12 protein-coding genes and 1 rRNA gene are annotated in these 15,044 nt (G+C 73.5%); 7 read left to right on the top strand and 6 right to left on the bottom strand.

The window, feature by feature from the left end; translation table 11 throughout:
* The first annotated feature begins 133 nt into the window (after nucleotides 1-133).
* Nucleotides 134-250, top strand: a 5S ribosomal RNA gene (rrf, locus tag ABD340_RS01875).
* 184 nt (nucleotides 251-434) lie between these two features.
* On the opposite strand, the gene ABD340_RS01880 is transcribed toward rrf, so the two are convergent.
* Nucleotides 435-1,058, bottom strand: a complete 624-nt coding sequence (locus ABD340_RS01880; RefSeq protein WP_344586549.1) for a TetR/AcrR family transcriptional regulator — start codon at nucleotides 1,056-1,058, stop codon at nucleotides 435-437.
* A gap of 83 nt (nucleotides 1,059-1,141) precedes the next feature.
* Here ABD340_RS01880 and ABD340_RS01885 point away from each other — a divergent pair, with 83 nt between their 5' ends.
* The 6 genes from ABD340_RS01885 to ABD340_RS01910 all read left to right on the top strand — a co-directional run bounded on the left by ABD340_RS01885 (nucleotide 1,142) and on the right by ABD340_RS01910 (nucleotide 8,786).
* Complete coding sequence (locus ABD340_RS01885; protein WP_344586551.1) at nucleotides 1,142-2,866, top strand: acyclic terpene utilization AtuA family protein; 1,725 nt, start codon at nucleotides 1,142-1,144, stop codon at nucleotides 2,864-2,866.
* On the top strand, nucleotides 2,821-4,458 hold the full coding sequence (locus ABD340_RS01890; RefSeq protein ID WP_425547302.1) for an acyl-CoA carboxylase subunit beta: 1,638 nt from the start codon (nucleotides 2,821-2,823) through the stop codon (nucleotides 4,456-4,458). Before ABD340_RS01885 ends, ABD340_RS01890 begins: the two co-directional genes overlap by 46 nt.
* 59 nt (nucleotides 4,459-4,517) lie before the next feature.
* On the top strand, nucleotides 4,518-6,527 hold the full coding sequence (locus tag ABD340_RS01895; protein WP_344586552.1) for an acetyl/propionyl/methylcrotonyl-CoA carboxylase subunit alpha: 2,010 nt from the start codon (nucleotides 4,518-4,520) through the stop codon (nucleotides 6,525-6,527).
* Complete coding sequence (locus ABD340_RS01900) at nucleotides 6,524-6,649, top strand: hypothetical protein (protein WP_344586553.1); 126 nt, start codon at nucleotides 6,524-6,526, stop codon at nucleotides 6,647-6,649. Before ABD340_RS01895 ends, ABD340_RS01900 begins: the two co-directional genes overlap by 4 nt.
* A gap of 155 nt (nucleotides 6,650-6,804) precedes the next feature.
* Entirely contained in the window at nucleotides 6,805-8,130 is a 1,326-nt protein-coding gene (locus tag ABD340_RS01905; protein ID WP_344586554.1) for a sensor histidine kinase, read from the top strand.
* Nucleotides 8,127-8,786, top strand: a complete 660-nt coding sequence (locus ABD340_RS01910; RefSeq protein WP_344586555.1) for a response regulator — start codon at nucleotides 8,127-8,129, stop codon at nucleotides 8,784-8,786. Before ABD340_RS01905 ends, ABD340_RS01910 begins: the two co-directional genes overlap by 4 nt.
* A gap of 17 nt (nucleotides 8,787-8,803) precedes the next feature.
* On the opposite strand, the gene ABD340_RS01915 is transcribed toward ABD340_RS01910, so the two are convergent.
* The 5 genes from ABD340_RS01915 to ABD340_RS01935 all read right to left on the bottom strand — a co-directional run bounded on the left by ABD340_RS01915 (nucleotide 8,804) and on the right by ABD340_RS01935 (nucleotide 14,371).
* On the bottom strand, nucleotides 8,804-9,379 hold the full coding sequence (locus ABD340_RS01915; RefSeq protein WP_344586556.1) for a P-loop nucleotide/nucleoside kinase family protein: 576 nt from the start codon (nucleotides 9,377-9,379) through the stop codon (nucleotides 8,804-8,806).
* A 10-nt stretch (nucleotides 9,380-9,389) separates the two neighbouring features.
* Nucleotides 9,390-10,451: an enolase C-terminal domain-like protein gene (locus ABD340_RS01920; RefSeq protein WP_344586558.1), complete on the bottom strand. Its 1,062-nt coding sequence runs from the start codon at nucleotides 10,449-10,451 to the stop codon at nucleotides 9,390-9,392.
* A gap of 84 nt (nucleotides 10,452-10,535) precedes the next feature.
* Nucleotides 10,536-10,976, bottom strand: coding sequence for a hypothetical protein (locus ABD340_RS01925; RefSeq protein WP_344586559.1), 441 nt, complete (start codon nucleotides 10,974-10,976; stop codon nucleotides 10,536-10,538).
* Nucleotides 10,977-11,010: 34 nt separating this feature from the next.
* Nucleotides 11,011-12,465 (bottom strand): LCP family protein, encoded by a 1,455-nt coding sequence (locus ABD340_RS01930; RefSeq protein WP_344586561.1) that lies wholly within the window; start codon nucleotides 12,463-12,465, stop codon nucleotides 11,011-11,013.
* Nucleotides 12,466-12,934: 469 nt separating this feature from the next.
* On the bottom strand, nucleotides 12,935-14,371 hold the full coding sequence (locus ABD340_RS01935) for a GuaB1 family IMP dehydrogenase-related protein (RefSeq protein ID WP_344586563.1): 1,437 nt from the start codon (nucleotides 14,369-14,371) through the stop codon (nucleotides 12,935-12,937).
* Between the last annotated feature and the right edge of the window lie 673 nt (nucleotides 14,372-15,044).

The following is a 15,044-nucleotide window of genomic DNA, read 5'->3' on the forward strand; positions in this document are numbered from 1 at the left end:
TGCTGTGGTGTTCGCGTCCCTGTGTAGTTCTCAGAAAACAAACGGGTTTTGGCCGTGTTTGATTCTTGAATATTGGGCCGTTGAGGCTCGGACGAGTTTGCCACCCCCTGTTTTTGGGGGTGTGCGTGGGTCGTTCGGTGGTTTTGGCGGAGGGGAAACACCCGGTTCCATCCCGAACCCGGAAGTTAAGCCCTCCAGCGCCGATGGTACTGCATGGGAGACTGTGTGGGAGAGTAGGACGCCGCCGGACTTATATTAGGGTTTAAGGCCCCGCCAGGAAACTGGCGGGGCCTTACTCATTTTGTGGCTTATGCGGATTCTCTGTGAGGATCGCGTCCGCCCTATCAGCGTGATGTCCGCGTTGCTCGCTCTCCTTGCCGTCATGCTGATCGTCTTCGACACCGGCGTCAGACCGAGCCGCATCGGATGGCCGGTCAGTGCGGCGGTGTGGTCCGGGTGAGGGCCGCTTCCAGGGTTTCGGCCCATTGCCGGAGCAGGCGGGAACGGCGGGACGAGTCGTCGGTCAGCAGATCGGCGAGGCCCAGGCCGCGGACGAGATCCAGGGTGGCCTGTACGCTCTCCCGCACGCCGGGCACGCTCTCGTCCGCGCCCAGCGCCTCGACTGTGAGGCGGTGCGCCTCGCGTCCCACCTTCGCCTCGAGCGGGACGACCCGGGCGCGGAGCTGCTCGTCGGAACTGGCGGCTACCCACAACTGCAGGGCGGCCCTGAACAGCGGGCTGGTGTACAGCTCGCCGAGGAGGGTCAGCACCTCCAGGGTGGACGGGCGCCGTCCGGCGAGGGCGTCCAGGTGCTCGCGCATCCGCGCGGTGCGCACCTGCGAGCCGTACTCGACGGCCGCGGTGACCAGTTCCTCGCGGGTGCGAAAGTGGTGCTGGGCTGCGCCGCGGGAGACGCCGGCGCGCTCGGCGACCACGGTCACGGTCGTCCCGGCCCAGCCCACCGAGGCCAGGCAGTCGATGGCGGCCTCGAGCAGCCGCGCGCGGGTGGCGCGGCTGCGGTTCTGCCGCGGTTCGCGGGGAAGTGCCTGCGTGGTCATCGCTTTCAGTCAACCAAACGGCGGCATCGAAAAACAATCAAGCGCGATTGATTTTTTCCAGGCGGGCTGGCAGGGTGCAGCACATGACGCGACCCCGGAGTCGTCCGCTGAGGATCGGCAACGCCTCTGGCTTCTACGGTGACCGCTTCACGGCGGTGCGGGAGATGCTGGAGGGCGGCCCGCTGGACGTTCTGACCGGCGACTACCTGGCCGAGTTGACCATGCTGATCCTTGGCCGGGGGAGGCTGAAGGACCCAGGCGGGGGCTATGCCACGACGTTCCTGTGGCAGATGGAGGAGAGCCTGGGGCTGGCCGCCGATCGCGGGACGAAGATCGTCGCCAATGCCGGCGGGCTCAACCCGCGCGGCCTGGCCGAGCGGCTGCGGGAACTGGCCGGACGGCTCGGCGTCGACGTCCGGGTCGCTCATGTGGAGGGCGACGACCTGCTGCACCGGGCCGGGGACCTGGGCCTGGAGCACCCGCGCTACGGGGTCCCGCTGACCGCCAACGCCTATCTGGGCGCGTGGGGGATCGTCGAGTGCCTGCGGGACGGCGCCGACGTCGTGGTGACCGGGCGGGTGACCGACGCCTCGCTGGTCGTCGGCCCGGCCGCGGCGCACTTCGGCTGGTCGCGCGAGGACTGGGACGCCCTCGCCGGCGCCACCGCCGCGGGACACGTGCTGGAATGCGGCGCGCAGGCGACCGGTGGCAACTATGCCTTCTTCCAAGAAATCTACAATGTAAAGGCAGTCGGCTTTCCGATCGCGGAGATCCACGCCGACGGTTCCAGCGTCATCACCAAGCACCAGGGCACCGGCGGCGCCGTCACCGTCGAGACCGTGACGGCCCAGCTCCTGTACGAGATCGGGGCCCCGGCCTACGCCGGCCCCGACGTGACGACCGCGTTCGACACCATCCGGCTGCGGCAGGACGGGCCCGACCGCGTCGCGCTCAGCGGCACGAAGGGCACCCCGCCGCCCGTGACGACGAAGGTGTGCCTCAACCATCTGGGCGGCCACCGGAACGAGATGACGTTCGTGCTCACCGGGCTCGACGTCCAGGCCAAGGCCGACCTCGCGCGGGCCCAGCTGGAGGCGGTCTTCGGCGCCGATCGTCCGGCGACGGTGGAGTGGACGCTGATCGGCGCCCCGGGGCCCGACCCGCGGACGCAGGGGGAGGCCACCGCGCTGCTGCGCTGCGCCGTGCTGGACCCTGATCCGGAGAAGGTCGGGCGGGTGTTCAGCGGCGCCGCCGTGGAGCTGGCGCTGGCCGGGTATCCGGGCTTCACGATGACGTCACCGCCGGGGAAGGGGAGCCCGTACGGGGTTTACACGCCGGCGTTCGTGCCGAACGGGGAGATCGAGCACGTCGCCGTGCTGCCCGATGGTACGCGCCGGGGCATCCCGGCGTGGGAGGGCGCGGCGCCGCCCCCGTACCAAGCCCCACGTCCGGCGAGGCAGGACCGACCGGCGGGGCCGCTTGTGCGGGTGCCGCTGGGACGGGTCGCCGGGGCGCGCAGCGGCGACAAGGGCGGTGACGCCAACATCGGAGTCTGGGCCCGTACCGGCGAGCAGTGGCGCTGGCTCGACGGCTTCCTCACCGTGGAACGGCTCGCCGTGCTCCTCCCCGAGACGCGCGACCTGGCCGTCACGCGCCACACCCTGCCCAACCTCCGCGCGGTCAACTTCGTCGTCGAAGGGCTGCTGCGGGAGGGAGTCTCGGCGTCGACCCGCTTCGATCCGCAGGGCAAGGCCCTGGGCGAATGGCTGCGGGCCCGCCTCGTCGACGTCCCGGAGGCGATCCTGTGAAGATCAGGAGCACCCTGAACACCCGCGACCCCGAGTACCGGGAGCGCCGCGAGGCCATGCTCGCCAAGATCGCCGAGTTGGCGGCCGAGCACGGGAAGGCGCTGCTGGGCGGCGGCGAGAAGTACGTGGCCCGGCATCGCGCGCGCGGCAAGCTGCCGGCCCGCGAGCGCATCGAGCTGCTCCTGGACCCCGACTCGCCGTTCCTGGAGCTGAGCCCGCTGGCGGCCTGGGGCAGCGACTTCCAGGTCGGCGCCGGTGTCGTCACCGGCATCGGCGTGGTCGAGGGCGTGGAATGCGTGATCGTGGCCAATGATCCGACGGTCCGGGGCGGGGCCAGCAATCCGTGGACGGTCAAGAAGAGCTTCCGGGCCGCCGACATTGCGTTCGAGAACCGGCTGCCGCTGATCAACCTGGTCGAGTCCGGCGGCGCCGACCTGCCCACCCAGAAGGAGATCTTCATCCCGGGCGGGCGGATGTTCCGCGACCTGACCCGGCTGTCGGCGGCCGGGATCCCCACGATCGCGCTCGTGTTCGGCAACTCCACCGCGGGCGGCGCGTACATCCCGGGCATGTGCGACCACGTGGTCATGGTCAAGGAGCGCGCCAAGGTGTTCCTGGGCGGTCCGCCGCTGGTCAAGATGGCCACCGGCGAGGACGCCGACGACGAGGAGCTCGGCGGCGCGGAGATGCACGCCCGCGCGTCCGGGCTGGCCGATTACATGGCGGTGGACGAGGCCGACGCGCTCCGGCTGGGCCGACGCATCGTCAGGCGGCTCAATCACCGCAAGGCCGGGCCGGCTCCCGGCCCGGTCCGGGAGCCGCTGTACGCCGTCGAGGACCTGGAGGGCATCGTCCCGGCGGACCTGAAGATCCCGTTCGATCCGCGCGAGGTGATCGCGCGGGTCGTCGACGCCTCCGAGTTCGACGAGTTCAAGCCGCTGTACGGGACCAGCCTGGTCACCGGATGGGCGCGGCTGCACGGCTACCCGGTCGGGATCCTGGCCAACGCGCAGGGCGTGCTGTTCAGCGCGGAGGCGCAGAAGGCGGCGCAGTTCATCCAGCTGGCCAACCAGACCGACACGCCGCTGCTGTTCCTGCACAACACGACCGGCTACATGGTCGGCAAGGAGTACGAGCAGGCCGGGATCATCAAACACGGCGCGCTCATGATCAACGCCGTGGCGAACAGCAGGGTCCCGCACCTGACGCTGGTCATGGGGGCGTCGTACGGGGCGGGCAACTACGGGATGTGCGGCCGTGCGTACGACCCCCGGTTCCTGTTCACCTGGCCGAGTGCCAAGTCGGCGGTGATGGGCCCGCAGCAGCTGGCCGGGGTGCTGTCGATCGTCGCGCGGCAGGCGGCCGAAGCGCGCGGCCAGGTGTACGACGAGGACCAGGATCGGGCCATGCGCGAGATGGTGGAGAACCAGATCGAGGCCGAGTCGCTGCCGTTCTTCCTGTCCGGACGGCTGTACGACGACGGGGTCCTCGATCCGCGCAACACCCGTACCGTGCTGGGGTTCTGCCTGTCGGTCGTGCACAACGCCCCGATCCGCGGTGCCGAGGGCGGCTTCGGCGTCTTCCGAATGTGAGCCGTCCCGCGAGCCCGCTGCCCCCTCTCCGCCCCCTCGACTCCGTGAGCGAAGGCCGAATGATCGACAGACTGCTGGTGGCCAACCGCGGCGAGATCGCCCGCCGCGTCTTCCGCACCTGCCGCGACCTGGGCATCGGCACGGTCGCGGTGTTCTCCCACGCCGACACCCTGGCGGCGCCCGGCGCGCCGACGGAGGCGGTTCCGCACGTGCGCGAGGCCGACGTGGGCGTCCTGCTGCCCGGGACGTCCCCGGCCCGCACCTATCTCCGCGGCGACCTGATCATCGCCGCGGCGCGGAGCGCGGGCGCCGACGCGATCCATCCCGGGTACGGGTTCCTGTCGGAGAACGCCGGGTTCGCGCAGGCGGTCCTGGACGCCGGGCTGGTGTGGGTGGGGCCGCCGCCGGAGGCCATCGAGGCGATGGGCTCGAAGATCGAGGCCAAGAAGCTGATGGCGGCGGCGGGCGTGCCCGTCCTGCCCGAGCTGGATCCGGACGCGGTCACCGAGGCCGACCTGCCGATCCTGGTCAAGGCGTCGGCCGGCGGCGGCGGGCGCGGCATGCGGGTGGTGCGGTCGCTCGCCGACCTGCCGGACGCCGTCGAGGCCGCCCGCCGGGAGGCGCGTTCGGCCTTCGGCGATCCGGCCGTCTTCTGCGAGCCGCTGCTGGAGGGCGCCCGCCATGTCGAGGTGCAGCTGCTGGCCGACGCGCACGGCACGGTGTGGGCGCTGGGGGAGCGGGACTGCTCGGTGCAGCGCCGGCACCAGAAGATCATCGAGGAGGCGCCCTCGCCCGCGGTGGCGGCCGGGCTGCGCGCGGAGCTGTGCCGGGCGGCGGTGGACGCGGCCCGCGCGATCGGGTACGTCGGCGCGGGCACGGTCGAGTTCATGCTCGCCGGCGACGGGCGCCGGTTCTTCTTCCTGGAGGTCAACACCCGGCTTCAGGTCGAGCATCCGGTGACCGAGTGCGTGTACGGGCTCGACCTCGTCCGGCTCCAGCTCGAGATCGCCGAGGGGGTGCGGCTGCCGGCCGAGCCGCCGGAGCCGCGCGGGCACGCGATCGAGGCGCGGCTGTACGCCGAGGACCCTGCGGCGGGCTGGCGGCCGGGCAGCGGGACGCTGCACTCCTTCGAGGTGCCGGGCGTCGACGCCGAGTTCGCGGTCCCGCCGGGGTTCGGGCTGCGGCTCGACAGCGGGGTCGAGAGCGGCGGCGAGATCGGCGTCCATTTCGACCCGATGCTGGCCAAGCTGATCGCCTGGGGTCCGACACGTGCGGCCGCGGCGCGCAGGCTCCGCGCCGCGCTCGCCGGTGCGCGCATCCACGGCGTCACCACCAACCGGGATCTGCTCGTGCGGACGCTGGGCGAGCGCGTCTTCCTGGCCGGGGACGCCACGACCGGCTACCTCGACCAGGTCGGCCTGGACGTGCTGGCGCGGCCCTTGGCCGACGAGGCGGCGGTGCGGCTGTCGGCGCTGGCGGCCGCGCTCGCGGACGCCGCCGCCAACCGGGCCGCCGCCCCGGTCCTGGGCGGCCTTCCGTCCGGCTGGCGGAACGTGCCGTCGCAGCCGCAGCGCAAGTCCTACGCGGGGCCGGGCGGCGAGACGATCGAGGTCGCCTACCGCCTCGGCCGCGGCGGCGTCCTGAGCGCCGAAGGCCACCATGACCGGGTGCGGCTCGTGGCGGCGTCCCCTTCGGCGGTGACCCTGGACGTGGACGGCGTGCGGTACGGCTTCGACGTGCGGACCGTCCCGGACGCCGGGGTGTACGTCGACTCCGCGCTCGGGCCGGTGGCGCTGCGCGCGCTGCCGCGCTTCGCCGACCCGAGCGACCTGGTCGCGCCGGGGTCGCTGCTGGCGCCCATGCCCGGCACCGTCGTCCGGGTCGAGACCGAGCCGGGGGCCGCGGTGGCGGAGGGGCAGACCCTCCTGGTCCTGGAGGCGATGAAGATGGAGCACCGGATCACGGCTCCGGCCGCGGGCGTCGTCGCCGAGCTGAACGTCGCCGCGGGCCGCCAGGTCGAGGCCGGCGCCGTCCTCGCCGTCATCGCCGAAGGGAAGGAGCCGGAGTGAGCCTCGTCGAGGCCCACAAGCGGCGGGCCCGAGTCGGCCCGCTGATGTCCCGCGTCCCTCTTAGGAGCCACGCGGGCAAGTCGCTCTGCCGGGTGACGACGTCGCTCGCCGGGTTCGCCTAGGGTCTCTCTCGAAGTGGCCTCAGGTACCGCGCGAGCGCGCTACCTGGCCGGTGGGGGCGATGCCGGAGGCGAGCATCATCGGGCAGATCGCGAAGCGATGTCGCGCTCGCACCAAGCACGGTCAGGGTGCGAGCCGCCAGGCGAGCCCCTGGGCCGTGATTGCAAAAAACACAGCCGCCGACCTGGCCCCGGCGGCGGGCGAGCCGCTGCTGCCGCTGCGGCGTGCGGGGTGGACGGCGTGGGCGCCGCACGTGTTCGTCGCCCTGTACGCCATCTGCTTCTGCGGTCTCATCTGGCACACGCTGATCGAGGACTTCGGCGTCCCGAACCAGGTGGCCGCGTGCCTGGGCTTCGCGCAGGCGCTGGCGCTGCCGTTGGCGCTGTACTGGCCGCTCTCGGGCTGGTGGCTGTCGCTGGCGGCCGGGGTGGCCGCGGCGGTCGCGGCGGCCGCGGCGCCTGGATGGGCCGTGGCGCGGGAGACCGTGGCGCTGTGGCCCGGACCCGATCTGGCCGCGCACCTCAGCGTGCTGGCCCTGGTGGGGATGCGGGTGCGGCTCCGCGCGCAGGTGGAGATGTGGGCGCTCACCCTGGTGGCGGGCATCGCGCTCGCGGTGGCGTTCCCCGATCGGGATCCGTTCACCGGGGTGCTGTCGATGAGCGTGTACTCGGCCGTGGTGCTGGTCGCGGTCGGCGCGTTGCGCTCGCGCGGCGAGGCGATGCGTCGGCTGGCCGAGCAGCGCGGCATCAGCGAGCGGGAGCGGGCGCGGCGGGCCCTGCTGGAGGAGCGCGCCCGCATCGCCCGTGAGCTGCACGACGTCGTCGCCCACCACATGTCGGTGATCGCCATTCAGGCCGAGGCGGCGCCGCTGCGCGTGCCCGACCCGCCAGGGGAGCTGACCCGCTCGTTCGCCACGATCCGCGGCAACGCGGTCGAGGCGCTGACCGAGCTGCACCGGGTGCTGGACGTGCTGCGCGGCGACCACGGCCCGCCCGTTCCCGAGGAGGAGGACGCGCCGCAGCCCACCTTGGACCGCCTGGACGACCTGTTGTCCGGGGTGCGCGGCGCGGGCCTGTCGGTGGCGGTCGAGGTCGCGGGGACACGGCGGCCGCTGGCGCAGGGCGTGGAGCTGTCGGCGTACCGGATCGTCCAGGAGGCGCTGAGCAACGTCCTGAGGCACGCCCAGGGCGCCGAGGTGACCGTGACGCTGGACTATTCCCCCGACCGCCTGGACGTGCACGTGACCAACACCGCGGGCACCGGAGCGGGTGCCTCGGGGCGGGCCGCGGCCTCCGGCGGCGGGCACGGGCTGGTCGGCATGCGGGAGCGGGCCGCGATGCTCGGCGGTACGCTGACGGCCGGCGCGCGGCCCGGAGGCGGGTACGCGGTGCTGGCCCGTTTGCCCACCGCGCCGTCCGGCAGGCCCCCGGCCGAGTTGCCGGTCGTGGAGCCGGTGACGCCCCAGAGAGAAGGACCGCGATGACGATCCGGGTGCTGATCGCCGACGACCAGGCCATGGTCCGCGAGGGCTTCTCGGTGCTGCTGGGGGCGCGGCCGGACATCGATATCGCGGGGGAGGCCGCCGACGGCCGCGACGCCGTCGAGCGGGCCGCCGCGCTGCGCCCCGACGTGGTGCTGATGGACGTGCGCATGCCCGTGATGAGCGGGCTGGAGGCCACCCGGCTCATCACCGCGGCCGGCACCGCCCGCGTCCTGGTCCTCACCACCTTCGACCTGGACGAGTACGTGTACGAGGCGCTGCGCTCGGGTGCCAGCGGCTTCATGCTCAAGAGCGCGACGGGAGACGCCCTGGCCGAGGCGGTACGGGTGGTGGCGGGCGGGGAGGCGCTGCTGGCGCCCAGCGTCACCCGGCGGCTCCTCTCCCATTTCGCGCGGCTCGGCGGGGCCGGCGGGCGGCCGCTGAAGGTCGTCGAGGAGCTGACCGAGCGGGAGACCGAGGTCCTGGCCCTCGTCGCCGGCGGCCTGTCGAACGCCGAGATCGGCGCGCGCCTCGTCGTCGCCGAGCAGACCGTGAAGACGCACGTGAGCCGGATCCTGACCAAGCTGGGCCTGCGCGACCGCACCCAGGCGGCCGTGTACGCCTACGAGACCGGCCTGGTCCGCCCCGGCGCCGGCTGAAGTGCCCCGGGCGCGGGTCAGCCGGTCAGCCGGCCCAGCTGCTCCGCCAGCGGCACGGGCGCGTCCAGCCGGTTGTCGACCGCCAGGTGCGGGACGGGCGGCGGCTCCTCCGGGCGCATCCGCTCGACGAACGCCTCGAAGGCGGCCAGCTTGCCGGTGTCGCGGGACGAGCCGCGCGCGGTCAGCCGGTGGTGCAGCGTCGCCGCGTCGGTCCGGATCCACACCAGCCGAACCGGCGGCCCGCCGAGATCGGCCACCCACGCGGCCCACCGCTCAGGGGACCGGATCTGCCCGGTGAACGGGCCGCTCAGCAGCACCGGGCAGCCGTGGGAGCGGATCTCCCGGGCGGTGGCGGTCATGCCCGCGTACTCGTGCCGCTTGATGTGCGCGTCGTACCAGGGGCCCTCCCGCTCGCCCGGGTCGCGCCCGTGGGCGTCCAGGACCGCGGCGACGAACGGCCCGTACATCGTGTCCTTGTCCAGTAGCGCGGGGACGGGCCGCAGCCGGGCCAGCAGCAGTTCCGACACCGTCGTCTTGCCGCCGCCCGGAGGACCGGCGACCACCCAGACCGTGCCGGGCGCAGTACTGCTCATGTACGGCCGCTCATGCGGGGATGCGAAGGCGGCGGCTGGCGAGCCGCTCGATGCGCGCCGCGTCGATCTCGTGGCCGAGCCCCGGCTGGGTGTAGGGCACGCCCACCACCCCGCCCGAGGACCGCACCGGGGGCGACACGAACGCCGGCCCGCCCGCCGGATCGGACACCTCGCTCGGCAGCGTCACGCCCGGCAGCGCGGCCAGCGCCACCGCCGCGGCCTGCCCGATGCCGAACGCGCCCGTGCCCGTGCACCACACGTCCCAGCCCGCCGCGTAGGCCAGGTCGTGCGCGCTGCGCGCGACGGTCAGCCCGCCCATGCGGTCGACGCCGAGGTCCAGCACCCGGCCCGCCTCCTGGGAGATCGCGGCGTCGAGGGTGTCGAGGCCGTCGACGCCGGGGGCCAGCGCGGTGCCGATCCGGCGCTGGAGCCGGGCGTGCGCCGACAGGTCGTCCGCGGGGAAGGGCCGCACGATCGCCAGCAGCCCGTAGCCGTCCAGCGCCTCCAGCACGGCCAGGTGCTCGGGCGTCTCGCGGTAGGAGTGCCGGGCGTCGGCGACGACCGCCAGGGCCGGGAACCCCTGCCGGATCAGCCGCACCGGCTCGAGGTCCCAGCCGGGCCGCACGTCCACCGCGATCCGCGTGTGCCCGGCGCCGACCGCCTGGTTGACGCGGCCGACCACCGTCTCCAGCAGCGGTTCGGGGGTGATCCGGGCACCGGTGACGATCGAGGTGCGGGTGCCGCCCAGCGCGTGCGCCAGCGGCTCGCCGCGGGCCCGGCACCACAGGTCCCAGCAGGCCATGTCGATCGCGGCGGCGGCCCCCGCGCAGCCCAGCTCCGCGGCCGCCGACACGTCCTCGGGACGGTCCAGCTCCAGCCCGATCAGCGCCGGGCCCATCCGCTCCTCGATATCGGCCCAGACGTCGCCGCGGGCCGCGCCGTCGCGAGTGACGGCGGCCTCGCCCCAGCCCACCGCGCCGTCCTGGCCGGTCAGCCGTACCAGGACGCTCTCCGGCCGCCGTCCGCGCGGCATCGCCACCCGGAACGCGTCGCAGCCCTGGATCTGGGGCACCGGCTTCCGCCCTTCACGTTCGAGAATCGCTCTCTCCCATGATCCCCCCTCTGGGGACCAGCGAAGACATCGCGTCGGCGCGGATCAGTGGCGGCACGGCCACGGGCGGCGCAGGGGCCGTTTCTCGTAACCGCCCTCGGCGAGCCCGGCCAGCCGCTCGAACGGGTTGTAGGAGGCGTGGTCGCCAGACAGGAGCAGCGACACCCCGGCGCACACCAGATACGCCGGGATCATGACCGGGCCCAGGCAGCAGGCGTACTGCGTCGAGTGGCGGGCCTCGTGCCGCAGCAGCGCGGGGCGGTCGAGCAGCGACCGCGCCTCGCGGCGGAGCAGGATCACGTTCCCGACCGTGAACGCCGATGCCACCGGCAGCGGCAGCCGGTAGCCGCCGGCGATGAGCAGCCCGTCGGGGCCGCGCAGTACCCGGCGCGGCCCGCGGGTGCCCGCGGCGGCGAGCAGCAGGCCCAGCGGGGTCGACAGGTTGACGAGGTTGACCGCCTGGCGGAGGCGGTGCTTGGCCCTCATGTCGCTCCCCGCCAGGTCGCTCGTCCGGGCCCGGTCAGTGCGGGCAGGCCTCGTCCAGGGAGACCGGCTTGGTCGACGGCGACGGCGACGGCGACGGGGAGGGGGAGGCACCGGCCGCCGGCCGCGTCTTGGTGCCGGTCGGGGACGGCGAGGCCGAGGCCTGCGCGCGCTCGCCCGCGATGGCCCGGGCGGTGAGCTTGCGGATCAGCGCGAAGTCGGGGTTGCCGGTGGAGATCAGCGGCGGGACGAACTGGAGGCTGTCGATCCGCGAGCCGTCCTTCACCTTGGACGACAGCGACACGAACGCCGGCAGCAGCTCCTGCGGGATGTCGGTGGAGATGGCCCGCTTGGTGGCGGCGGCCAGCTTGTCGAACCTGGTCAGCACGGTCTGCGGGTCGGCCTGCTTGGCGATCGCGGCCAGCAGGCACTTCTGCCGGCCCATCCGGGCGTAGTCGCTGCTGAGGGTGCGGGATCGGCCGTACCACAGGGCCTCCTTGCCCTTGAGGACCCGGTTGCCCGGCTGCAGCACCTCGCCCCGCTGGCCGAACGGGATCGGCTCGGTGATCTTGAGCCGTACCCCGCCCATGGCGTCGACGATGTCGGCGAACCCGAACATGTCGACCAGGATGTAGTAGTCGACCGGCTGGTTGAGGATCCCGCTGATGGTGGCCTTCAGCAGCTCGGGGCCGCGCTGGTTCTTGCGCGCGCCGGGCACCAGGTCGGGGTGGTCCTCGGCGTACTGGTAGACCTCGTTGAGCAGGCCGGGGGTGCCGCCGCCGTCGCCGGTGAAGCCGTAGGGGAAGCGGTCGCGGGCGGGCCCGGCCGGCATCGGGATGCTCTCCAGGTTGCGCGGCAGGCTCAGCAGCACGGTGTCACCGGTCTTGGTGTCGACGCTGGCCAGCGTCATGCTGTCGGTCCGCACGCCCTGCCGGTTGGCGGCGGCGTCGCCGCCGAGCAGCAGCACGTTGACGCGCCTCTGGCCGTTCCAGGGGTCCTTGGTGTTGACGGGACGGCCGTTGCCGCCGCCCGTCTGGAAGATGCTGGTGAGCGCGTCCCGATAGACGTAGGTGTTGTAGGCGCCCCAGGAGACCGGTACCGCCACGGCGAAGCACAGCACCGTCACCGCCACGCCGCCCGCGGTGCTTTTGCCCAGCGACAGGGCGCCGGGGCGGACCAGCTGGTAGGAGCGGATGACCACGGTGACCCACACCAGGCCGATCGCGAGGATCCCGCCGGCCGTGCCCGACAGCCAGGCCGGCTGCACCGCCAGCTCCATCAGCCGCGGGCGGAAGAACAGGCCCGCGACCGCCGCGGCCGCGCCCAGCAGCACGAAGGCGCCGACCAGGAGCGCGCCGACGATCCGCCGGCCGGTGACCAGGTGGGCCACGCCCCAGACGAGGGCGGAGGCCAGGGTGAGGGCCAGGGCGTGGGGCAGGCTTCGCTCGGGGTCCTCACCCCGGGCATCCCGCACGTCGAATCGACTCGCCATCTACGCTCCGATCCCCACGTACGGTGAACTCAGACCCTCGCCTACATTATGGACGCGCGAAACCCGCGGAGAGTTGCCCGGCGGCCGGACGCGCGCGGGCCCGCCTCCGATCGGGCGCCGCGGCGGCGCCGTGGAGGCGCGGTCCGTGCGCCGCCGGCCGCGGCTCTCGCCCGGCCCAGTCGTCCCGGCTCCGCGACGGGAGCCCGATCCGGGGCCCCGCGGCCCGCGCGGTCGGCCGGGGCGCTGCCCGGCGGCCCGGATCATCCCGAGATACTAGCGGTGGCGGGACCCGCGGTCCGGCGATCTTGGTGATCTTCCCGTCCCGGCGCGCCGCGGCGGGCGGGCCCGGACGGGCCGCCTCCGTCCCCTCGGCGGAGCGATGGCCAGGCATGACTCCGTTGGGTAGCTCCATGGACGCATTCAGTGGCGAGTTTCGGTCATGCTCTGACTACCCCGCAACGGGGCCGTGTCACCAGCTGCTCGACAGCGGCATCCCCTCGGCGTAGCCCGCGGAGCTCTGGACCCCCACCGTGGCCCGCTCGTGGAACTCCTCCAGCGTCCGCGCGCCCGCGTACGTGCACGAGCTGCGCAGCCCCGCCACGATCGAGTCGATCAGGTCCTCGACGCCGGGCCGCTCGGGGTCCAGGTACATCCGGGAGGTCGAGATCCCCTCCTCGAACAGCGCCTTGCGCGCCCGGTCGAACGGGGAGTCCTCGGCGGTGCGCAGCCGCACCGCCCGTGCCGAGGCCATCCCGAAGCTCTCCTTGTAGAGGCGGCCGTCGGCGGCGCGCTGCAGGTCGCCCGGCGACTCGTAGGTGCCCGCGAACCAGGAGCCCACCATCACGTTGGACGCCCCGGCGGCCAGCGCCAGCGCCACGTCCCGCGGGTGGCGCACCCCGCCGTCGGCCCACACGTGCCGGCCCAGCCGCCGCGCCTCCGCCGCGCACTCCAGGACCGCCGAGAACTGCGGGCGGCCGACGCCGGTCATCATCCGGGTGGTGCACATCGCGCCCGGCCCCACGCCCACCTTGACGATGTCGGCGCCGGCCTCGATCAGGTCGCGGGTGCCCTCGGCGGTGACCACGTTCCCGGCGACCACCGGCACGCCGGGGTCCAGGCCGCGCACCGCCGCCAGCGCGGCGGCCATCTTCTCCTGGTGCCCGTGCGCGGTGTCCACGACCAGCAGGTCGGCTCCGGCCTCCAGCAGCGCCTTGGCCTTCGCCGCCACGTCGCCGTTCACCCCGACCGCCGCGGCGACGCGCAGCCGGCCCGCGGTGTCCAGCGCCGGGGTGTAGAGGGTGGCGCGCAGCGCGCCGGTGCGGGTGAAGATGCCGGTGAGGCGGCCCGCGGCGTCCACGACCGGCGCCAGCCGGTGGCCGCGCTCGTGCAGCCGGTCGAACGCCTCGCGGGGGTCGACGCCGTCCCGGAGCGTCACCAGGTCGCGGGACATGACGTCGCGCAGCTGGGAGAACCGGTCGACGCCGTGGCAGTCGGCCTCGGTCACCACCCCGACGGGCCGGCCGTCCTCGACCACGATGACCGCGCCGTGCGCGCGCTTGGGCAGCAGCGCCAGCGCCTCCCCGGCGGTGTCGCCGGGAGAGAGGCGGATCGGGGTGTCGTAGACCAGATGGCGCTCCTTCACCCACCTGATCACGTCCGTCACGACCTCGACGGGGATGTCCTGCGGGAGCACCGCCATGCCGCCGCGCCGCGCGACCGTCTCGGCCATCCGCCGCCCGGACACCGCGGTCATGTTGGCCACCACCAGCGGGAGCGCGGTGCCGCTGCCGTCGGAGGTGGCCAGCTCCACCTCCAGCCGGGACCCGACCGCGGACCGGCGGGGGACCATGAAGACGTCGTTGTAGGTGAGGTCGTGAGCGGCATGCTCACCGTTCAGCAGGCGCACGGCTGTACAACACACCAATCGCGGATGAGAGTGGCTTTGCCACAGTCCATTCTCAGGCATACCCGCGCCTGCTCCGGCCGAAGCGGAACCCCGGCGGATGTTGATCGAGGGCCGGGCCGGACACGGCCTGTCATCGCCCGGACCGCCGCGGACCGGCGGGAATGCCCCGAGGTGACGATGACATGGCGGCGCAGTGCCCGCCACGAACGATCCGGGCGCCGCGCGCGTAACCATGGAGACGGTGTGGACGAAGTGGTTCCGAGTGCAAGGTGAGGCTTAGCTCTCTGTAAAGTCACCTCTTGACGATCCTGCGCGCGCGATGCAGTTTTCTTACATGTGCCTCGCGCGGACATCCACCCCCCGTAGGAGGCGTCACAGCAGAACACCGGGAGCGGCGCATGCAGGTCACGCAGGTGAGACCGGTGCGCGGCGTCCTTTCGCGCCGCCGCCGGCGACCGCCGTGCGGTGATCGTCCCGGTGGCCGCGCGGCCGGCCGGCCCGCCCCGCATCGTGATCATCACCACGCGGTGCGGTGCCCCGCCGATGCCCCGCGGCCTCGCCCGCGCGTACTGATCCCGGTCGCGTTGCGATACCGCGACGCTTCCCCCGGCACCGAATTCGGCGCCGCCGGGACGGAATGCCGACGCATCGACGGTCGGCGGGCACGACGAAC

Source organism: Actinomadura vinacea (assembly GCF_039532545.1).
Lineage (GTDB): Bacteria > Actinomycetota > Actinomycetes > Streptosporangiales > Streptosporangiaceae > Spirillospora > Spirillospora vinacea.